Source organism: Kitasatospora sp. NPDC059827 (assembly GCF_042731675.1).
GTDB lineage: Bacteria > Actinomycetota > Actinomycetes > Streptomycetales > Streptomycetaceae > Kitasatospora.
Genome location: NZ_JBHWIV010000044.1, coordinates 12,783 through 31,355, shown reverse-complemented (window position 1 = coordinate 31,355; position 18,573 = coordinate 12,783). Strand labels below are relative to the sequence as shown.

20 protein-coding genes are annotated in these 18,573 nt (G+C 73.4%); 14 read left to right on the top strand and 6 right to left on the bottom strand.

The window, feature by feature from the left end; genetic code table 11:
• The first annotated feature begins 5 nt into the window (after nt 1-5).
• Nucleotides 6-965, top strand: coding sequence for an ornithine cyclodeaminase family protein (locus tag ACFV8H_RS25375; RefSeq protein WP_380403969.1), 960 nt, complete (start codon nt 6-8; stop codon nt 963-965).
• On the opposite strand, the gene ACFV8H_RS25370 is transcribed toward ACFV8H_RS25375, so the two are convergent.
• Nucleotides 953-1,282 carry a hypothetical protein gene (locus ACFV8H_RS25370; RefSeq protein ID WP_380403966.1) on the bottom strand — a complete coding sequence of 110 codons (330 nt, stop codon included), beginning with the start codon at nt 1,280-1,282 and terminating at the stop codon, nt 953-955. The genes ACFV8H_RS25375 and ACFV8H_RS25370 overlap by 13 nt on opposite strands.
• A gap of 204 nt (nt 1,283-1,486) precedes the next feature.
• Here ACFV8H_RS25370 and ACFV8H_RS25365 point away from each other — a divergent pair, with 204 nt between their 5' ends.
• Both ACFV8H_RS25365 and ACFV8H_RS25360 read left to right on the top strand, forming a co-directional pair.
• Nucleotides 1,487-2,197, top strand: coding sequence for a GntR family transcriptional regulator (locus ACFV8H_RS25365; RefSeq protein ID WP_380403963.1), 711 nt, complete (start codon nt 1,487-1,489; stop codon nt 2,195-2,197).
• Nucleotides 2,198-2,298: 101 nt separating this feature from the next.
• Entirely contained in the window at nt 2,299-2,895 is a 597-nt protein-coding gene (locus ACFV8H_RS25360; RefSeq protein WP_380403960.1) for a Uma2 family endonuclease, read from the top strand.
• Nucleotide 2,896: 1 nt separating this feature from the next.
• Here ACFV8H_RS25360 and ACFV8H_RS25355 read toward each other — a convergent pair whose 3' ends face one another.
• Nucleotides 2,897-3,577 carry an ABC transporter ATP-binding protein gene (locus tag ACFV8H_RS25355; protein WP_380403957.1) on the bottom strand — a complete coding sequence of 227 codons (681 nt, stop codon included), beginning with the start codon at nt 3,575-3,577 and terminating at the stop codon, nt 2,897-2,899.
• A gap of 73 nt (nt 3,578-3,650) precedes the next feature.
• The gene (locus ACFV8H_RS25350) at nt 3,651-4,727 is read right to left on the bottom strand and encodes an ABC transporter permease (RefSeq protein WP_380403954.1); all 1,077 of its coding nucleotides are present in this window, start codon (nt 4,725-4,727) and stop codon (nt 3,651-3,653) included.
• 227 nt (nt 4,728-4,954) lie between these two features.
• Here ACFV8H_RS25350 and ACFV8H_RS25345 point away from each other — a divergent pair, with 227 nt between their 5' ends.
• The 5 genes from ACFV8H_RS25345 to ACFV8H_RS25325 all read left to right on the top strand — a co-directional run bounded on the left by ACFV8H_RS25345 (nt 4,955) and on the right by ACFV8H_RS25325 (nt 8,669).
• On the top strand, nt 4,955-6,166 hold the full coding sequence (locus ACFV8H_RS25345) for a sensor histidine kinase (RefSeq protein WP_380403951.1): 1,212 nt from the start codon (nt 4,955-4,957) through the stop codon (nt 6,164-6,166).
• Nucleotides 6,163-6,789, top strand: coding sequence for a response regulator (locus ACFV8H_RS25340; RefSeq protein WP_375890835.1), 627 nt, complete (start codon nt 6,163-6,165; stop codon nt 6,787-6,789). The genes ACFV8H_RS25345 and ACFV8H_RS25340 overlap by 4 nt, the downstream gene beginning before the upstream one ends.
• A 59-nt stretch (nt 6,790-6,848) precedes the next feature.
• Nucleotides 6,849-7,871 carry a nitronate monooxygenase gene (locus ACFV8H_RS25335; RefSeq protein ID WP_380403948.1) on the top strand — a complete coding sequence of 341 codons (1,023 nt, stop codon included), beginning with the start codon at nt 6,849-6,851 and terminating at the stop codon, nt 7,869-7,871.
• A 100-nt stretch (nt 7,872-7,971) separates the two neighbouring features.
• Nucleotides 7,972-8,343 (top strand): type II toxin-antitoxin system RelE/ParE family toxin, encoded by a 372-nt coding sequence (locus ACFV8H_RS25330; protein ID WP_380403945.1) that lies wholly within the window; start codon nt 7,972-7,974, stop codon nt 8,341-8,343.
• Nucleotides 8,340-8,669, top strand: a complete 330-nt coding sequence (locus tag ACFV8H_RS25325; protein ID WP_380403942.1) for an XRE family transcriptional regulator — start codon at nt 8,340-8,342, stop codon at nt 8,667-8,669. Before ACFV8H_RS25330 ends, ACFV8H_RS25325 begins: the two co-directional genes overlap by 4 nt.
• 21 nt (nt 8,670-8,690) lie before the next feature.
• Here the strand turns inward: ACFV8H_RS25325 and ACFV8H_RS25320 are convergent, their stop codons facing one another.
• Nucleotides 8,691-10,139: an aminopeptidase P family protein gene (locus ACFV8H_RS25320; protein WP_380403940.1), complete on the bottom strand. Its 1,449-nt coding sequence runs from the start codon at nt 10,137-10,139 to the stop codon at nt 8,691-8,693.
• 174 nt (nt 10,140-10,313) lie between these two features.
• Here ACFV8H_RS25320 and ACFV8H_RS25315 point away from each other — a divergent pair, with 174 nt between their 5' ends.
• Genes ACFV8H_RS25315 through ACFV8H_RS25295 form a run of 5 tightly spaced genes read left to right on the top strand, consistent with a single transcriptional unit; the run spans nt 10,314 to nt 16,038 of the window.
• Nucleotides 10,314-12,062: an ABC transporter substrate-binding protein gene (locus ACFV8H_RS25315; RefSeq protein WP_380403937.1), complete on the top strand. Its 1,749-nt coding sequence runs from the start codon at nt 10,314-10,316 to the stop codon at nt 12,060-12,062.
• Nucleotides 12,063-12,070: 8 nt separating this feature from the next.
• Nucleotides 12,071-13,033, top strand: a complete 963-nt coding sequence (locus ACFV8H_RS25310) for an ABC transporter permease (RefSeq protein ID WP_380403934.1) — start codon at nt 12,071-12,073, stop codon at nt 13,031-13,033.
• Nucleotides 13,034-13,064: 31 nt separating this feature from the next.
• Entirely contained in the window at nt 13,065-14,051 is a 987-nt protein-coding gene (locus tag ACFV8H_RS25305) for an ABC transporter permease (RefSeq protein ID WP_380403931.1), read from the top strand.
• A complete protein-coding gene (locus ACFV8H_RS25300; protein ID WP_380403929.1) occupies nt 14,051-15,058 on the top strand; it encodes an ABC transporter ATP-binding protein in 1,008 nt (335 codons plus the stop codon). The genes ACFV8H_RS25305 and ACFV8H_RS25300 overlap by 1 nt, the downstream gene beginning before the upstream one ends.
• Entirely contained in the window at nt 15,058-16,038 is a 981-nt protein-coding gene (locus tag ACFV8H_RS25295) for an ABC transporter ATP-binding protein (protein ID WP_380403926.1), read from the top strand. Before ACFV8H_RS25300 ends, ACFV8H_RS25295 begins: the two co-directional genes overlap by 1 nt.
• A 92-nt stretch (nt 16,039-16,130) precedes the next feature.
• Here ACFV8H_RS25295 and soxR read toward each other — a convergent pair whose 3' ends face one another.
• Nucleotides 16,131-16,604: a redox-sensitive transcriptional activator SoxR gene (gene soxR, locus ACFV8H_RS25290; RefSeq protein WP_380403924.1), complete on the bottom strand. Its 474-nt coding sequence runs from the start codon at nt 16,602-16,604 to the stop codon at nt 16,131-16,133.
• Between the two features lie 243 nt (nt 16,605-16,847).
• Nucleotides 16,848-17,225 carry a YrdB family protein gene (locus ACFV8H_RS25285; protein ID WP_380403921.1) on the bottom strand — a complete coding sequence of 126 codons (378 nt, stop codon included), beginning with the start codon at nt 17,223-17,225 and terminating at the stop codon, nt 16,848-16,850.
• Between the two features lie 168 nt (nt 17,226-17,393).
• Here ACFV8H_RS25285 and ACFV8H_RS25280 point away from each other — a divergent pair, with 168 nt between their 5' ends.
• Entirely contained in the window at nt 17,394-18,566 is a 1,173-nt protein-coding gene (locus ACFV8H_RS25280; RefSeq protein WP_380403918.1) for an aminotransferase class V-fold PLP-dependent enzyme, read from the top strand.
• Nucleotides 18,567-18,573 lie beyond the last annotated feature (7 nt).

The window sequence follows — 18,573 nt, the reverse complement described above, 5'->3', positions numbered from 1 at the left end:
ATGCCGTGACCCCTGATGAGCTGCCCGGCGCGGGGGCTGAGCCGCTCCAGTACACCGTGCCGGGCACCGGCGGGATCGGGCCCGCCGAGGCGGTGCGGGCGATCGAGCGGGTGCTGCTGGACGGGCTCGACCCGGAGGCGGCGCCCGCCCGGTCGGCCGTACTGGTGCCCGCCGGCGAGCTGCTGCTGATGCCCGCCGCCGCCGGGCCGTACGCCGGGGTGAAGATCGCCGGGGTGGCGCCGGCCAACCCCGCGCGCGGACTGCCCCGGATCACCGGCAGCTACCTGCTGCTGGACGGGCCGACGCTCCAGCCACTGGCGCTGCTGGACGGCGCGGCCCTCACCGCCCTGCGCACGCCCGCCGTGACGGCGGCGGCGCTGGCGCGGCTCGCGGTCCCGGAGGCCGAACACGTGGTGTTGTTCGGCTCCGGGCCGCAGGCCTACGGGCACCTGGACGCGCTGCTCACCGTGCGGCCGCTGCGGCGGCTCACCGTGGTGGCGCGGCACGCCGGACGGGCGGCCGCGCTGGCCGAGTACGGGCGGGCGCTCGGGCTGACCGCCTCGACGGGCGGGCCGGAGGCGGTCGGTCGGGCGGACGTGGTGGTCTGCTGCACGACCGCGCGCACCCCGCTGTTCGACGGTGCGCTGGTGCCCGATCACGCGGCCGTCGCGGCGGTCGGCTCGCACGAGCCGGACGCCCGGGAGGTGGACGAGGTGCTGGTCGGGCGGGCCGAACTGTACGTGGAGGCGCGGGCCGTCGCGGCCCGGGAGGCCGGGGACCTGCTGCTGGCGGGCGCGCTCGGGCGGCGGCAGGTGTGGAACCTGGCCGAGCTGCTGCGCGGGGACGCGCTGCTGCCGCAGGGGCGGCCGCGGTTCTTCAAGAGCGTCGGGATGGCCTGGGAGGACCTGGCGGTGGCGGCGGAGGTGTACCAGGCCGGGGCGCCGTCGTCGCCTCAGTCCCCGTAGAGGCTGAGCCAACTCCCCGGGATCGCGGCGCAGTTGGCGAGCAGGTTGCGCAGGTCGCGGACGGCCGCCCGCTGCGGTTCGGTGGTGCAGCGGGCGAGCAGGGCGGTGGCCTCCTCGAAGGCGGCGGCCGCGTCCTGCTCGTTGAAGTGGGTGTCGCCGTACGGGTCGATCCGGGCGAGCCGGTGGTCGGCGGGCCGGGTGTGCGCGGCGAGGGCGGCGGCGAGGGCCGGGCCGTGGCCGGTGGACAGGTGCAGCAGGGCGGGGGCGGTACGGCCGGCGCTGGGCCGGCCGTCGTGCAGGGCGATCTCGATGCCCATGTCCCGGTGTCTCCGTCCGTCCGCTCGTCCAGGGTGTTCCGGCGGTCGCCGGTGTGGCGTCGACCGTTGTGCCGACCGGTGGTCGCTGCCACCATGAACGTCGGCGGCGGCGACCGTGACAGGCTGTTCGGATTCCCGGCTTGTTGCACGCTCAACGTAACGTGACATTGTACGCTGGTGTTCTGCACCCACCGGAGGAACACCATGGCCGAGCTCAAGTCCCGCACCCTGATCTCCGTGCAGGAGCGGCTCCGCGACCAGGTCGCCCACGCGCTCCGGGCGGCCCTGATCTCCGGCGAACTGCGCCCCGGCGTCGTCTACTCCGCCCCCGCCCTCGCCGCCGACTTCGGCGTCTCCGCGACCCCCGTCCGCGAGGCCATGCTCGACCTCGCCCGGGAGGGCCTGGTCGAGGCCGTCCGCAACAAGGGCTTCCGGGTCACCGAACTCACCGAGCGCGACCTCGACGACTACACCGGCATCCGCGCCCTGATCGAGGTCCCCACCGTCGGCCTGATCACCCGCACCGCCACCAAGGAGCAGCTGGAGCGGCTGCGCCCCGAGGCCGAGGCGATCGTCGCGGCGGCGCGCAAGCACGACCTGATCGGCTACCTGGAGGCGGACCGGCAGTTCCACCTCGACCTGCTCGGGCTGGCCGGCAACGCCCGGCTGGTGGAGGTCGTCGGCGACCTGCGCAAGCGCTCCCGGCTGTACGGGCTGACCCGGCTGGACGAGCTGGGGCAGCTGGTCTCCTCGGCGGAGGAGCACGTCGAGCTGCTCGACCTGATGCTGAGCGGCGACGCGGAGGCGGCCGAGGCCTGCATGACCCGCCACCTCAGCCACGTCCGCTCGCTCTGGGCGGGCCAGGAGGAGGAGGCCGAGGCGGAGCGCCCGGGCCTGCGGCTCCGGGCTCGGTAGGGGGCTAAACCACCCGTTCGGGTGAGAATTGGGGAATGGGTGCTGGAAGGCGCCCGAGCTCTACGATGATGTTCCCGACATCGGCAGCCAGGAGGAATTCCATGTCCGCCGCAGCAGTGGAAGAGCCCATGGAGCAGCCGACGCTGCTCGAGGCCGCTGAACTGATCTCTGAGAAGTTCCCCGGCTACCGGGTCGAGATCATCGGGAGCGAAATCACCGTGACGCCGCCGCCGAACATCAAGCACAGCCGATCGCTGACCAAGCTCATGCGCCTGTTGTTCGCCGCAGGGCTCGATGATGATGACGCCGAGGTCTTCCAGGGTGTGGGCATTTGGCTGCCGGGGGGTACCTCCGACTTTGCAGTCCCCGATCTGGCGATCCTTGATGCGCACAGCGATGATCGACTGATCGAGCACAACTGCTATGACCCGGCAGTCTTCCGGCTCGTGCTGGAGGTCACCTCATCCAATCTCAGCGACGATCTGAAGCGGAAGCCGACCGTATACGCCATGGCTGGGGTGCCGGTCTACGTGATCGTGGATCGGACCAACCAGCGGGTCATGGTGCTGACCGATCCGCAGGACGGCGAGTACCGGGTGCACGCCGTCCACCACCCAGGGCAGTCATTCACCCTGCCGGAGTCGATCGGGGCATCGGTGACGCTCGCGGTGGACGACGTGCTCGCCGCCAAGAAGTAGATCAGGCGACCGCCGGTACCGTCAGCCTCCCGTCGTGGACCTCGGCGATCTGGTCGACGGCGGTCAGGTGGGTGCGGTCGTGGGTGACCAGGACGGTGGCGGTCGCCCGGCGGTGGGTGAGTTCGGTGATCAACTCCAGGACTGCGGCGCCGCGTTCGTGGTCGAGGGCGCTGGTGGGCTCGTCGACCAGCAGCACCGTGGGGTCGTTCATCAGGGCGCGGGCGATGTTGACCCGCTGGCGCTGTCCGCCGGAGAGCTGGTGCGGGCGGCGGGCGGCCTGGTCGCGCAGGCCCACGGCGTCCAGGAGTTCCAGGGCGCGGGGGAGCGCGCTGCGGGGGGAGCGGCCGTCGAGGTGGGCCATCACCTGGAGCTGTTCGGCGGCCGTCAACGAGGGCAGCAGGTTGGGCTGTTGGAAGACGATGCCGATCCGGGTGCGGCGCAGGGCGGTGAGTTCGGCGCGGCCGAGGCCCGCCGTGTCGGTGCCGTCCACGACGACCCGGCCGGAGTCCGGGGCGATCAGGGTGGCGGCGACGGCCAGCAGGCTGGACTTGCCGGAGCCGGACGGGCCGACGACGGCCGTGAGGGTGCCCTTGGGGACGGTCAGTGAGACGTCGTCCAGGGCGGTGAGCCGGCCGTCGCCGTCCGGGTAGGTCAGGGTGATGCGGTCGAGTTCCAAGCTCATGCGCCCGCCTCGCTTCGCTCGGCGGGGGCATTCGCCCACGCGCACCTTTCGATGGTCACTTCGCTTCGCTCGTTCAACGGGCGCTCCCCAGGGCGGTCAGCGGGTCGACGGAGGTGATCCGCCGGATGGACAGGGCCGCGCCGATCGCGCCGAGGGCGATCATGACGACGGCGGGCAGCAGCAGGGTCGGGGCGTCCAGGACGAAGGGCACGGCGGAGCCGATCAGCGAGCCGGCGCCGAGGGCGATCGCGGTGCCGACGGCCGTACCGAGCACCAGCAGCAGTACCGCCTGGCCGAGGGCGTCGCGCAGCAGGTAGCGGGTGGAGGCGCCGAGCGCCTTGAGCACGGCGATGTCGCCGCTGCGCTGGATCGTCCAGACGGTGAAGAAGGCGCCGATGACCAGGGCGGAGATGGCGAACAGGAAGCCGCGCATCAGCTGGAGGGAGCCGTTCTCGGAGGTGTACGAGCCGATCGCGGCGAGGGCGTCGTCCCGGGTGCGGGTCACGGTGCCGTGGTGGGCGTCGGCGGCGGCGAGGTCGGCGCCCGCGGCGGTGTGGAGGGCGATGACGGTGGCGTGGCCGGTGCCGCCGGGGGCGAACTGCTGCCAGTCGGCGAGGCTGGTCCAGATCACCGGGGTGTGGCTGTAGGCGGCGTCGCCGTCGACGGCGGCCACCTGCAGCGGGTGCCCGGCGAGGGTGAAGCCGGCGCCGGGGGTGAGGTCGCCCAGCTTCTCGGCGGCGCTCCGGGAGAGCACCGCCCTGCCCGGGGCGATCAGGCCGCCCTGCGGGGCCAGGTCGGAGCCGTCGGGGACGCCGAAGGCGGAGAGCGCGGCGGTGCGCTGTCCGGCGGCGGCCTTGGTGGTGGTGATGCCGAGCGGCTGGGCGGAGGTGACGCCGGGCTCGCGCGCCCAGGCCTGCCATTGGTCGGGGGTGACCTGGGAGTCGGTGAAGTTGAGTTCCTGCCCGTCGGCGGGCTTGCCGAAGACCAGGTGGTCGGCGGGCAGCCCGCTGATCGCGGAGATGTTCTGCCGGCCGAGTCCGGCGGTCAGCCCGGACAGCATGCCGACCAGGACGGTGATCAGCACGATGACGGTTCCCATCAGGGCGAACCGCCCCTTGGCGAACCCCAGATCCCTCCAGGCGACGAACACGGTGGGCCTTTCTGCGGGCGGAGCGGTGGACGGAGCGGTGGATGGTGCGGTGGATGGAACGGTGGGGTGGATGGTGCGGTGGACGGAACGAGCGATGCCCCCACGGTCGCCGAGCAGGGGGCCCGCGGGCATCGCGCCGGGGATTGCATCCTGGGCATCAAAGGGCAGAAGCGGAGTTCAACCTTTTGATTGATGCCGGGCACCGGGCCGGAACTTAGGCTGGAGGGATGGCGACCGAACGATCCAGAACTACTCCCGTCGCCCTCGTCCTCCGGCTCTGCCTGCACCTGCTGGTGGCGGGCCTGCTGGCGCTCGCCGTCGCCCGGGCCGCCTTCGCCGCCCGGGGCGGGGACCCGGCCGCCGTGGGCGCCGCGGCCTCCGCGATGGCCGCCGTGTACGCGGTCGGGCCGAGGCTGGCCGCCGTGCACCGGTCCCGCCGGGGCGCGGCGCTCTGGCTGGCCCTGCTCGGGGTCACCTGGGCGGGCGTGCTGGTCGCCACCCAGGACGGGGTGTGGCTGGCGTTCCCGCTGTACTTCCTGGAACTGCACCTGCTCGGCCGGCGCAGCGGGCCGGCCGCGGTCGCGCTGACGGCCGCGGCGGCGATCGCCGGATGGTCCTTCCACCAGCACGCCTTCAACCCGGCCGCCGCCATCGGGCCGCTGCTCGGCGCGGCCGTCGCCACCGCCACCGTGCTCGGCTACCAGGCGCTGTACCGGGAGAGCGAGGAACGCCGCCGGCTGATCGACGAACTGACCGCCGCCCGCGCCGACCTCGCCGCCGCCCACCACGCGGCCGGCGTGCTCGCCGAGCGCGAGCGGCTGGCCCGGGAGATCCACGACACCCTCGCGCAGAGCCTCAGCTCCATCCAGCTGCTGCTGCGGGCGGCCCAGCGGGCACTGCCCGAGCGCACCGAGGCCGCCGCCGGGTACGTCGAGCAGGCGCGGCAGGCCGCCCAGGACAACCTGGACGAGGCCCGGCGCTTCGTCCGCGCGCTCACCCCGCCCGCGCTGGACGGCGATCCGCTGTCCGTCGCGCTGAAGCGGCTGTGCGCGACCACCACGGCGCACAGCGGTCTGCCCGTCCATCTGCACGTCTCCGGTGAGCAGGTGCGGCTGCCCGCCGCGCAGGAGGTGGCGCTGCTGCGGATCGCGCAGTCGGCGCTCGGCAACACCGTGCGGCACGCGAAGGCCTCGCGGGCCGAGGTGACACTCAGCTACATGGAGGGCGAGGTGGCGTTGGACGTGTTCGACGACGGGGCCGGGTTCGACCCGGCGGCGGTGGCCGGCCGCACCGACGGGGAAGGCGGCTTCGGCCTGCCCTCCATGCGGGCCCGGGCCCGGGCGCTCGGCGGCAGCTTCACCGTGGAGTCGGCGCCCGGGGAGGGGACGGCGCTGGCCGTGCAACTGCCCGTCGCCCCGGCACCGGAGGCCGGCCCGTGATCCGGCTGCTGATCGCCGACGACCACCCGGTGGTGCGGGCCGGGCTGCGGGCGGTGCTGGAGAGCGAACCGGACTTCGCCATCGTCGCCGAGGCCGCCACCGCCGAGCGGGCCGTCGAGCTGGCGGCCGGACCGGGCGTGGACGTGGTGCTGATGGACCTCCAGTTCGGGCCCGGCTCGGCGATGAACGGGGCCCAGGCCACCGCCGCGATCACCGCCCGGGCGGGCGCGCCGAAGGTCCTGGTGGTCACCACCTACGACAGCGACGCCGACACCCTGCCGGCCCTGGAGGCCGGCGCCACCGGCTACCTGTTGAAGGACGCGCCGCCGGAGGAACTCGCCCAGGCGGTCCGGGCCGCGGCGGCGGGCCGCAGCGCGCTGGCGCCCAGCGTGGCGGACCGGCTGCTGGAACGGATGCGGACGCCGGCCGCGGCGCTCAGCGCGCGGGAGACCGAGGTGCTCGGGCTGGTCGCGGACGGGCTGACGAACCAGCAGGTCAGCCAGCGGCTGCACCTGAGCCAGGCCACCGTGAAGTCCCATCTGGTGCACATCTACACGAAGTTGGGCGTGGACTCGCGCACCGCGGCGGTGCGGGAGGCGCGCGGGCGGGGGCTGATCCGCTGAGCCGGCCGGGCGTAGGGTGGGGGCGATCCGTGCCCGCAGCCGCGTGAGGAGCAGCCCCGATGACCGTCCGTCTCGATGACCTCGCCGTGCCGGTGATCGGCGCCCCGATGGCGGGCGGGACCTCCACCCCCGAGCTGGTGGCCGCGGTGAACCGGGCCGGCGGGCTGGGGTTCCTCGCCGCGGGCTACAAGTCGGCCGCCGCGATGGCCGAGCAGATCGCCGAGGTGCGGAAGGCGAGCGACCGGCCGTACGGGGTGAACCTGTTCGTGCCGGCCCCGCCCGGGGATCCGGCGGCCGTCGCCGCCTACCGGGAGCGGCTGCGGCCCGAGGCCGAGCGCTGGGGGGTCGCGCTGCCGGAGGAGATCGGGCCGGACCGGGACGACTGGGAGGCCAAGCTGGCCGCGCTGGTGGCCGACCCGGTACCGGTCGTCTCGTACACCTTCGGGCTGCCCACGGCCGAGGAGGCGGCGGCGCTGCGCGCGGCGGGCACGCTGCAGGTCGGCACCGTCACCAGCCCGGAGGAGGCGCGGGCTGCGCAGGCCGTCGGCATGGACGCCCTGTGCGTGCAGGGCCCGGAGGCCGGCGGACACCGCGCCACCCACCGGGTGACGGACCGGCCCGGGGAACTGCCGCTGCTGGAACTGCTGCCCGCCGTACGGGCGGTGACGCCGCTGCCGCTGATCGCCGCGGGCGGGCTGGGCGACGGCCCGGCGGTCGCGGCGGCGCTGCGGGCCGGGGCGGCGGCGGTGCAGCTGGGGACGGCGCTGCTGCGCTCCGACGAGTCCGGCGCCTCGGCGGCCCACCGGGCCGCGCTCACCGAACTCCCGGAGACCGTGGTCACCCGCGCCTTCACCGGCCGCCCCGCCCGCGGCCTGCGCAACGCCTTCATCGACCGCCACGGCCCGTACGCCCCGCCCGCCTACCCCGAGGTGCACCACCTCACCGCCCCCCTGCGCACCGCCGCCACCCGCCGCGCCGACACCGCCGCCATGCACCTCTGGGCCGGCACCGCCCACCGCCTGGCCGCCACCGGCCCGGCGGAGCAGCTCGTGGCGGACCTCTGGCGGAGCGCGCGGGGGTAGTGCGCCGGGCGCGCGCGGGACCGGGCGTCTTGTCGCTCGCAGGGGTGGATTGAGCGGGAAAGCGCGCGGTAACGTATAAGGGACAACTTAATGTGGTCGCATGTGGGAGATCACACTTTTGGCGCCGGTCGAGGAGTGGTACTTGCAGGTCTGCGAGGACGACCCCAGAACGGCTGAGAACATCCTTGAGGCCTTGGATCTGTTGGCCGATGAGGGCCCGACCCTGGGGCGGCCTGCGGTGGACCGGATCCATCGCAGCCGGTTGCACAACCTCAAGGAGCTGAGGCCTGGGTCCTCGGGCGCCAGTGAGGTGCGCATGCTGTTCGTCTTCGACCAGGAACGGGAGGCCATCATCCTCGTGGCGGGTGACAAATCAGGTCGTTGGTCGGAGTGGTACGACGAGTCGATCCCGTTGGCGGAGAAGCGCTACGCGGATTACGTCGAGGAGCAACGGAACGGAGCACGCCGATGAAGGGGCGTAGTTGGACAGAGGTACGGGCCGAGGTCATGAAGCGGTTTCCCGAGCTGGCGACGCCGGAGGCGGAAGCGAGGCGGGCGCGAATGCGCCAGGAGACGCTGGCGCAGATCCGCGGGCATGAGCTGGCCGAGCTGCGACGCAAGGCCGGGCTCACCCAGAAGCACGTGGCCGAGCTGCTCGGGGTGAGTCAGGCTCGGGTGTCGCAGATCGAGCACGGGCAGGTGGACAGCCTGGACAACCTGCGGGCGTACGCCGCAGCCATCGGGGGCGAGGTCGAGGTCACCGTGCGGCAGGGGGAGCGGACGATCAAGGTGGCCTGATCGTCCGCCTCGACCGCGCCCTCAGCTGAGCAGGGTGGCCATCCAGGATTCGATGGCCGGGACGGTGCGGGGGAGGGCGCTGGACATCAGGTGGGCGCCGTCCTCGGTGATGACGAGGTCGTCCTCGATGCGGATGCCGAGGCCGCGGAGTTCGAGGGGGAGGGTCTCGTCGTCGGGCTGGAGGTAGAGGCCGGGTTCGACGGTGAGGACCATGCCGGCTTCGAGGGTGCCGTCGACGTAGTGGTCGGCGCGGGCCTTGGCGCAGTCGTGGTAGTCGAGGCCGAGCATGTGGCCGCTGCCGCAGAGGGTGTAGCGGCGGTACAGGCCGTTGTCGTCGGCGAGGGCCTGGTCGGCGGGGACGCGCAGGACGCCCCAGTCGGCGAGGCCTTCGGCGATGACCCGCATGGCGGCGCGGTGGAAGTCGCGGAAGCGGGCGCCCGGGCGCAGCGCGGCGATGCCGGCGCTCTGGGCGGCGAGGACGAGTTCGTAGGCCTGGCGCTGGACCGGGGTGAAGGTGCCGCTGAGCGGGAGGGTGCGGGTGATGTCGGCGGCGTAGAGGGTGTCGGTCTCGACGCCGGCGTCGAGCAGCAGCAGGGCGTCCGGGTCGAGGGCGCCGTCGTTGCGGATCCAGTGCAGGACGCAGGCGTGGGCGCCGGAGGCGGCGATGGTGGTGTAGCTGGGGCCGTTGCCCTCGGCGCGGGCGCGCAGGTCGAAGACGCCCTCGATCCAGCGTTCGCCGCGGTGGTGGCGCAGGGCGGCGGGGAGGGCGCGGACGACGTCCTCGAAGCCGCTGACGGTGTGGTCGACGGCGAGTTGCAGCTGCTGGACCTCCCAGGTGTCCTTGACCAGGCGCAACTCGGAGAGCACGGCGGCGAGTTCGTCGTCCTGGGTGAAGGAGCCGCGCCCGGTGGCCCGGTCGACGAGGGCGTCGGTGCCGGCCAGCACCCGGGTGGGGGGCTGCGGTCCGGCGAGCAACTTGCCGAGGTCGTCGAGGTGTTCGGTGCGCAGTCCGGTGAGCCGGGCGGTCTCGTCGAGGTCGGGGCGGCGGCCGACCCAGAACTCGCCGTAGCGCCGGTCGCGGTAGAACTCGCCGCCGCTGCGCGGGGATCGGGGCCGTACGTGGAGGACGGGTTCGTGGCCCTCGGGGCCGGCCGGTTCGAGGACGAGGACGTGGTCGGCCTGGTCCTCGCCGGTGAGGCCGGTGAGCCAGGCGTAGGCGCTGTGCGGGCGGAAGCGGTGGTCGAGGTCGTTGCAGCGGACCTTGAGGCGTCCGGCGGGGACGATCAGCCGTTCGCCGGGGAAGGCGGCGGAGAGCCGGGCGCGGCGGCGGGCGAACTCGGGGTAGCCGGGGACGCGTTGGTCGGCGGGGAGCGGGGTGGCGGCCCAGGCGGTGCCCATGAAGGCGTCGAGGGCGGGGGAGACCGGGAGGTCGTGGCTGCCGGTGGCGAGCCGGGGCTGGGGTTGGGTCACCGGTGAACTCCTAGGCGGGGGTGGGGAGCTGGGGCTGGTGGGACACAGCTGGGTAACGGCGGGCGCCACCTCTTGTGCAGTGCAATTTCACATTACTATGTTACGGGTCACACAGCGGTGCGGCCAGAGCCGGCCCCGCTGACCGATGCAGGCCCCCCACAGCGGAGTTGCCACATGACCAGGCGCAGCCATGCCCTCCTCGCCGCCGCCCTCGCGGCGACCCTCACCCTCGGCCTCGGGGCCTGCAAGAACGACAAGAGCGACACCGGCGGCGACGCGGCCCCCAGCAGCACCAAGGGCCCGGGCGCGGAGAGCGGTTCGATCATCGGCGGCACCCCGGCCAAGGGCGGCACCCTCACCGTCCTGACCAACCAGGACTTCGCCCACCTCGACCCGGCCCGCAACTGGACCGTCCCGCACATGGACTTCGGCACCCGGCTGCTCTACCGCACCCTGACCACCTTCAAGGCCGAGCCGGGGGCCGCCGGCAGCGAGATCGTCCCGGACCTCGCCACCGACCTGGGCAAGTCCGCGGACGGCGGCAAGACCTGGACCTTCACCCTCAAGGAAGGCCTCACGTACGAGGACGGCAGCCCGATCAGGTCCGCCGACATCAAGTACAACGTCGAGCGCTCCTTCTCCCCGGACCTCACCGGCGGGCCGGACTACGCGATCCAGTACCTGGCCGGCGGCGAGAACTACAAGGGCCCGCTCACCGGCGAGCACCTGGCGAGCATCGAGACCCCGGACGAGCGGACGATCGTCTTCCACCTCAAGCGCCCGGTCGCCGAGTTCTCGGACACCGTCACCCTGCCGACCTTCGCCCCGGTGCCGCAGTCCCAGGAGAAGGGCACCCAGTACGACTCCCGGCCGTTCTCCTCCGGCCCGTACAAGATCGAGACCTACGACCGGGGCAAGCAGCTGGTGCTGGTCCGCAACACCCACTGGGACCAGGCCACCGACACCGTCCGCAAGGCCTACCCGGACCGGATCGTGGTCACCGAGGGCATCAAGGGCGGCCAGGCGGACGACCGCATCATCGCCAGCGAGGGCGCCGACGCCAACGCCCTCAACATGCCCTGGATGCAGCACGAGTCGGTCGCCAAGGTGCTGCCCAAGGCGGACGTCAAGGCCCGAATGGCGGCCGAGCGGACCGGCTGTACGGACATGCTGTACCTGAACACCGCCAAGGCGCCCTTCGACGACCCGAAGGTGCGCGAGGCGATGATGTGGGCCGTCGACCGGGAGGCCCAGGTGACCGCGTTCGGCGGCCCGGCGATGGCCGACGTGGCGACCTCCTTCCTGCCGCCCTCGCTCACCGGCGGGGCCACGGCCGACCCGTTGAAGATCCCGGCGGCCGGTGACCCGGAGAAGGCCAAGGCCCTGCTCAAGGAGGCCGGGAAGAGCGACCTCAAGGTCGGGCTGACCGTCTCGCAGAACGACAAGACCCGGGCCGAGGCGATCCAGCAGTCGCTGGCCAGGGCCGGCGTCCAGGTCACCGTCAACACCGTGGACCCGTCCGCCTTCACCGACACCCTCGGCGACACGAAGAACGCTCCCGAGCTGACCATCAACGGCTGGTGCCCGGACTACCCCTCCGCCGCGACCTTCCTGCCGTTCCTGTTCGACGGACGCACCATCAAGGACAAGGGCAACCAGGGCAACTACAGCCAGTTCCGGGACCAGGCCACGATGGACCGGATGGACGCGATCGCGGCCATGCCGGACGTCAACGAGGCCAACAAGGCCTGGCAGCAGCTGGACGAGGACCTGCTGCGCAAGGCCCCGGCCGTCCCGCTGATGTGGCAGCGCCGCCCGCTCATGGTCGGCACCAACGTGGCCGGGGCGTTCGGCAGTTCGGGCTACGCCGGGATGATCGACCTGGCCGTGGTCGGTCTCAAGGACCCGGCCAAGGGCAAGTGAGCGGCCCGATGAGCACCACCACCGAAGCCCCCTCGGCGCCGGCGGGCGCGCCGGCGGGCCCCGCCGTGGCGGCCGGGCGCGGGCCGTGGCGGCTGGTCCTGGACCAGCTGTGGGCCCGCGGTTCGGCCCGGTTCGGCCTGGTCACGGTCGGCGTGCTGGTCCTGGCGGCCGCCCTGGCCGGCCCGCTGAGCGCGCTCGGCGGCTGGTCCCCCGAGGAGTTCGACAAGCGTGCCGTGGACGCCTACCTGGGCGGCATGCCCAGGGGCGGACTCGGCGGCATCAGCACCCGGCACTGGCTGGGCGTGGAGCCGATCACCGGGCGCGACCTGTTCGCCCGGGTGCTGCACGGCGGCCAGGTGTCGCTGCTGATCGCGTTCACCGCGACCGCGGTGGTCGTGGTCACCGGCACCCTGGCCGGCGTCTCGGCGGGCTACTTCGGCGGCCGGACCGACGCCGTGCTGTCCCGGCTGATGGACCTCACGATGTCCTTCCCCTCGCTGATCTTCATGATCGCGATGATGTCGGTGGCCAAGGACGTCAACCGGATCCTGCTGATCACCCTGGTGATCGGCCTGTTCACCTGGCCCGGCATCGCCCGGGTGGTGCGCGGCCAGACCCTCTCGCTCAAGCACCGCGAGTACGTCGAGGCCGCCCGGGTCGGCGGCGCCCGCTCCTGGCGGATCCTCACCCGGGAGATCCTGCCGAACGTCTCCGGCCCGGTCATCGCGTACACCACGCTGCTGATCCCCGGCATGATCGCCACCGAGGCCGCGCTCAGCTACCTCGGCGTGGGCGTCCGCCCGCCCACCCCCTCCTGGGGGCAGATGATCGCCGAGAGTATCGCCCACTACGAGACCGACCCCACCTACTTCCTCATCCCGACCGCCTTCCTGTTCCTCGCCGTGCTCGCCTTCACCCTGCTCGGGGACGCGCTGCGCGACATCCTCGACCCCCGGGGAGCCCGCTCGTGAACCGCCACCCCGACCCCCGCGGAGGCCGGTCGTGATCCTCTACCTCGGCCGCCGCCTGCTCGGCGTGGCCGGCATCCTGCTCGCCATCTGCGCCATCACCTTCACCATCTTCTACCTGCTGCCCAACGACCCGGCCGCGGCCGCCTGCGGCAAGACCTGCAGCCCCGAACGGCTCGCCGACGTCAAGGCGGCGATGGGCCTGGACAAGCCGGTCTGGGACCAGTTCGCCACCTACCTGACCGGCATCTTCGCGGGCCGCGACTACGGCACCGGCCCGAGCGCCGTGCACTGCGGCTTCCCCTGCCTCGGCTACTCCTACGAGTACGGGCTGCCGGTCCGGGACCTGCTCGCCGACCGCCTGCCGGTCTCGGTCTCGCTCGCCCTCGGCGCGGCCGTGCTCTGGCTGCTGCTCGGCCTCGGCGCGGGCGTCACCTCGGCGCTGCGCAAGGGCGGTTTCACCGACCGGGCCCTGATGGTGCTCTCGGTCGGGGCGGCCTCGCTGCCGGTCTACTTCACCTCGATCATGCTGATCTGGGGCGTGGTCCGCACGGCCGGGCTGCTGCCCTACCCCTCGTACCACGCGTTCACCGACGGCCCGCTCGACTGGGCCACCAACCTGCTGCTGCCCTGGACGGCCCTGGCCCTGCTGTACGCCGCCATGTACGCCCGGCAGAGCCGCACCTCGATGATCGAGGCGATGGCCGAGCCGTACATCCGCACCGCCCGGGCGAAGGGGCTGCCGCCGCGCACGGTGACCGTCAAGCACGGGCTGCGCTCCGCGACGACACCGATCCTGACCATCTTCGGGATGGACCTCGGCGGGCTGCTGGCCGGGGCCGTCATCACCGAGTCGATCTTCGGCCTGCCCGGCGTCGGCCGGCTGTTCTACGACGGCCTGGCCCGCTCCGACCAGCCCGTGATCCTCGGCGTCACCCTGCTCGCGGCCTTCTTCATCGTCGTCGCGAACCTGCTGGTCGACCTGCTCTACGCGTACGTCGACCCGAGAGTGAGGTACTGATGGCCAGCCTGTTGGAGGTCGAGGACCTCAAGGTCGCCTTCGACACCCCGCGCGGCACCGTCCGGGCCGTGGACGGCATCTCCTTCACCGTTGAGGCCGGGCGCACCCTCGGCCTGGTCGGCGAGTCCGGCAGCGGCAAGTCCGTCACCTCGCTGGCCCTGATGGGCCTGCACCGCGGCGCCGCCGTCTCCGGCTCGATCCGGCTCGACGGACGGGAGCTGACCGGCCTGGGGGAGCGGGAGCTGGGCGCCGTCCGGGGCCGGCGGATCGCCATGGTCTTCCAGGACCCGCTGTCCAGCCTGCACCCCTTCTACACCGTCGGCGAACAGATCGCCGAGCACTACCGGGTGCACTTCCGGGCGGGCCGCAAGGCCGGCCGGGCCCGGGCCGTCGAGATGCTCGCCGAGGTCGGCATCCCGGAACCGGCCCGCCGGGTCGACGAGTACCCGCACCAGTTCTCCGGCGGCATGCGCCAGCGCGTCATGATCGCCATGGCGCTCGCCTGCGAACCGGACCTGCTGATCGCCGACGAGCCCACCACCGCGCTGGACGTCACCGTCCAGGCGCAGATCCTCGACCTGATCGCCCGGATCCAGCAGGACCGCGGGCTCGGCGTCGTGATGATCACCCACGACCTGGGCGTGGTCGCCCGGGTCGCCCATGAAGTGCTGGTCATGTACGGCGGCCGGGCGGCCGAACAGGCCCCGGCGGAACGGCTGTTCGCCGCACCCGCGCACCCGTACACCCGCGGGCTGCTGGACTCGCTGCCGCGCCTGGACGACTCCGACGACGCCCCGCTGCGGGCCATCCCCGGCAGCCCGCCCTCGCTGCTCACCCCCGCCCCCGGCTGCTCCTTCGCCCCGCGCTGCGCCCGCACCACCGCGGCGACCGCCGAGGAGCACGCCCGCTGCCTGGCCGAGCGCCCGCCGCTCGACCCGTCCGGCCCGTCCGGAGCCGGCCACCGGGCCGCCTGCCATCTGCCACTGGTGCCGGAAGGGGCCGTCTGATGGCTGAACCATTGCTGTCTGTAAGGGACTTGGTGAAGACCTTCGCCGGGCGGCGCAGCCGCACCGGCCGGGCCGGTGCGCCGGTCCGGGCCGTGGACGGGGTGAGCTTCGACCTCGCCGCGGGTGAGACCCTGGGCCTGGTCGGCGAGTCCGGCTGCGGCAAGTCCACCACCGGCCGGATGATCGTCCGGCTGCTCGACCCCACCTCGGGCACCGTCACCTTCGACGGCACCGAGATCGGCGGGCTGTCCCAGGCCCGGCTGCGGCCGCACCGGCGGCACCTGCAGATGGTCTTCCAGGACCCGTACTCCTCGCTCAACCCCCGGCAGACGGTGGCCCGGATCATCTCCGAGCCGCTGCTGGTCCAGGGCGCGGGTGCCGCGGAGGCGCGCGGCCGGGCGGCCGAACTGATGGAGCTGGTCGGGCTGATCCCCGAGCACCTCGACCGCTACCCGCACGAGTTCTCCGGCGGCCAGGCGCAGCGGATCGGCATCGCCCGCTCGCTGGCCACCTCGCCGAAGCTGGTGATCGCGGACGAGCCGGTCTCCGCGCTGGACGTCTCCGTCCAGGCCCAAGTGGTCAACCTGATGGAGCAGTTGCAGCGGGATCTGGGCCTGGCGTACGTGTTCATCGCGCACGACCTCTCGGTGGTCAAGCGGGTCTGCGACCGGGTCGCGGTGATGTACCTGGGCCGGATCGTGGAGATCGGCGACAAGGCCGAGGTGTACGGCAGCCCGGCGCACCCGTACACCCGGGCGCTGCTGTCCGCCGTCCCGCTGCCGGACCCGGCGGCGGAGCGGGCCCGGGAACGGATCGTGCTGCTCGGCGATCCGCCGAGCCCGGCCGACCCGCCCACCGGGTGCGGCTTCCATCCGCGCTGCCCCAAGGCACAGGCGCGCTGCCGGACGGAACGGCCGCTGCTGGAGGTGGTCGGCGCCGGCGGGCGCCAGGCGGCCTGCCACTTCCCGGAGCAGCCGTAACGGAAAAAGCCCCCGGTCGGGCGCGGCGGGGAACCTCACGAGGGCCGCGTCCGACCGGGTACCAACCCGCTACTGCTCCCCTGCTGCTCCTCCTACTGCTCCCCCTGCTGCTCATCGGAGGGCAGCAGCAGTCGGGGCCCGGGCCCCTCGGTGGCGAGCTCGTCACCGGGGTTGAGCACCCGGCAGCGGCGCAGCGAGACGCAGCCGCAGCCGATGCAGCCGGTCAGTTCGTCCTCCAGCCGCTCCAACTCGGTGCGGCGGGCGCGCAGTTGCTCGGCCCAGCGGAGGGAGATCCGCTCCCAGTCGTGCTTGCCCGGCATCCGGTCCTCGGGCAGCCCGGTGAACACCTCGGCGACCTCGGCGAGCGGGATGCCGAGCCGCTTGGCGACCAGGATCAGCGAGATCCGGCGCAGGACGTGCCGCCGGTAGCGGCGCTGGTTGCCGGCCGAGCGCTCGGAGGAGATCAGCCCCTGCTCCTCGTAGAAGCGCACGGCGGAGGTGGCGATCCCGGCCCGGCGGGCCACCTCGCCCACGCTGAGCAGGTCGACGGGTGCCGTCCCGGTCATGGTCACCGCTCCTTGACTCGTCGCTGCCGCTCGACTTCAAGCTCCCTTGAAGTCCCAGCTTATCGGACGTGACCGAACACTCCGTTCCCGGGACCGCCACGATCGTTGCCGGGCCGCAGAGTTACCCTGCGCAGTCGCCGCCGGCCGGTGCCTCCGGAGGGTGGCGCGAACCCTTCTGCGGGGTCCGCGCCGCGCCCGGGGCCGGCGCCGCGTCCGGGGCCGGTGCCGCGTGTTCGTGCGGGGTCAGCGCACGGTGTACTCCACGGTCACGCTGACGACCACCAGCACCGCGTAGACCACCGCCAGGGTGGTCCGCCCGCCGGCGTGCAGCGCGAGCGCCCCGGTGAGCAGGGCCAGCAGCTTGAGCACGATCTCCACGCCGAGCGGCTGGCGGAACCTCGGCCCGCCCGCGGCCAGGAACAGCCCCCAGAACGCGGCCGCCAGGGCCGGTGCGCCGAGGCCCAGCAGCAGCCGGGTGGCCAGGCCGGAGCCGGTCCTGAACCCCCAGTAGCAGAGCGAGGCCAGCAGGGCGAGCTCCAGCCCGAAGGCGAGTCCCGCGTTGGCCATGGTCAGCGGGGTCCACTGTCGCTGCCCGACCGGTCCCGGTCTTTCGATCCTCATCCTGTGCTCTCCCCGTTCATCGCGGTCTCCGCGGTCTCCGCGGGCAGGCGGAGTTTCCCAGTCGGTCCGGCGGGAACTCAATGGATCGCCCCGAAGACGTGTACGGAACAGGGGCCGGGCCGTAGCCTGACGTATGCAATGTCACACATCACCAGAGGGAGTACTGCCGTGGTCGACGACCTGAGCACCGCCGAGCCCCCGGTCCCGCTGCCCGCCGCCGAGGGCCTGTTCAGCGTCTCGCCGCAGGCCGCGCACCTCAACCACGGCTCCTTCGGGGCCGTGCCGGTCCCGGTACAGCGCGTGCAGCAGGAGCTGCGGGCCGAGCACGAGCTGGACCCGGACGGCTTCTTCGCCGACCTGCCGGCCCGGATCGCCGGCGCCCGGGTGCGGATCGCCGCCGACCTGGCCACCGACCCGGAGCGGCTGGCCCTGGTCGCCAACGTCACCGAGGCGGCCGCGATCGCCCTGGACAGCATCCCGTTCGCCCCCGGTGACCGGATCCTGGTCACCGACCACGGCTACGGCGCCGTCACCCAGGCCGTCGCCCGCAGGGCCGCCGAGACCGGGGCCGAGCTGGTGGTCGCCGCGGTGCCGCTGGACGCCCCGGACGAGGCCGCCGTCCGGGCCGCGGTGCTCGCCGCCGTGGACGACCGCACCACCGTCGCCGTCCTGGACCGGATCACCTCGCTGACCGCCCGCGCGGTGGCCTCCCCGGCCCTGGTCGCCGAACTGCGCGGACGCGGGGTGACCACCGTGGTGGACGGCGCCCATGCCCCCGGGATGCTGCCCGGGCCGGTCGACCCGAACGCCGACTTCTGGTTCGGCAACCTGCACAAGTGGGCCTTCGCCCCGCGCGCCACCGGGGTGCTGTCCGTCCGCCCCGAGTGGACCGCCCGGGTGCGCCCGCTCGCGTTGTCCTGGGAGCACCACCGGGGCTTCCCGGCCAACGTCGAGTGGCGCGGCACCTGCGACTACACCCCGTGGCTGGCCGCCCCGGCCGGCTTCGAGCTGCTGCGCGAACTGGGCGTCGAGGCGGTCGCCGCCCACAACGCCGCGCTCGCCGCGTACGGCCAGCGGGTGCTGGTCGAGCGGGCGGGCCTGCGGGCGCTGCCCGCGACGCCCGGGGTGTGGATGCGCGCCGTACGGCTGCCGGCGGGGTACGGCGACACCGAGGCGCAGTACCAGGCGCTGCTGGGCGAGCTGTGGCGGCGGCACCGGATCCGGGTCGCCGTCCGGCCCGGGCCCGACGGCGCGGTGCTGCGGGTCAGCGCCCAGCTGTACAACCGGGCGGCGGACTACGGGCGGCTCGCGGACGCGCTGGTGGAACTGTTCAAGGAGTAGGCACGCG

Bases quoted from the DNA above. Each gene is read 5' to 3' on its own strand.
- ACFV8H_RS25335 (WP_380403948.1), top strand. From the start codon at position 6,849: ATGACCGTCCGTCTCGATGACCTCGCCGTGCCGGTGATCGGCGCCCCG.
- ACFV8H_RS25300 (WP_380403929.1), top strand. From the start codon at position 14,051: ATGGCCAGCCTGTTGGAGGTCGAGGACCTCAAGGTCGCCTTCGACACC.
- ACFV8H_RS25345 (WP_380403951.1), top strand. From the start codon at position 4,955: ATGGCGACCGAACGATCCAGAACTACTCCCGTCGCCCTCGTCCTCCGG.
- ACFV8H_RS25285 (WP_380403921.1), bottom strand. From the start codon at position 17,225: ATGAGGATCGAAAGACCGGGACCGGTCGGGCAGCGACAGTGGACCCCG.
- ACFV8H_RS25360 (WP_380403960.1), top strand. From the start codon at position 2,299: ATGTCCGCCGCAGCAGTGGAAGAGCCCATGGAGCAGCCGACGCTGCTC.
- ACFV8H_RS25315 (WP_380403937.1), top strand. From the start codon at position 10,314: ATGACCAGGCGCAGCCATGCCCTCCTCGCCGCCGCCCTCGCGGCGACC.
- ACFV8H_RS25310 (WP_380403934.1), top strand. From the start codon at position 12,071: ATGAGCACCACCACCGAAGCCCCCTCGGCGCCGGCGGGCGCGCCGGCG.
- ACFV8H_RS25330 (WP_380403945.1), top strand. From the start codon at position 7,972: ATGTGGGAGATCACACTTTTGGCGCCGGTCGAGGAGTGGTACTTGCAG.
- ACFV8H_RS25370 (WP_380403966.1), bottom strand. From the start codon at position 1,282: ATGGGCATCGAGATCGCCCTGCACGACGGCCGGCCCAGCGCCGGCCGT.
- ACFV8H_RS25325 (WP_380403942.1), top strand. From the start codon at position 8,340: ATGAAGGGGCGTAGTTGGACAGAGGTACGGGCCGAGGTCATGAAGCGG.
- soxR (WP_380403924.1), bottom strand. From the start codon at position 16,604: ATGACCGGGACGGCACCCGTCGACCTGCTCAGCGTGGGCGAGGTGGCC.
- ACFV8H_RS25355 (WP_380403957.1), bottom strand. From the start codon at position 3,577: ATGAGCTTGGAACTCGACCGCATCACCCTGACCTACCCGGACGGCGAC.
- ACFV8H_RS25295 (WP_380403926.1), top strand. From the start codon at position 15,058: ATGGCTGAACCATTGCTGTCTGTAAGGGACTTGGTGAAGACCTTCGCC.
- ACFV8H_RS25365 (WP_380403963.1), top strand. From the start codon at position 1,487: ATGGCCGAGCTCAAGTCCCGCACCCTGATCTCCGTGCAGGAGCGGCTC.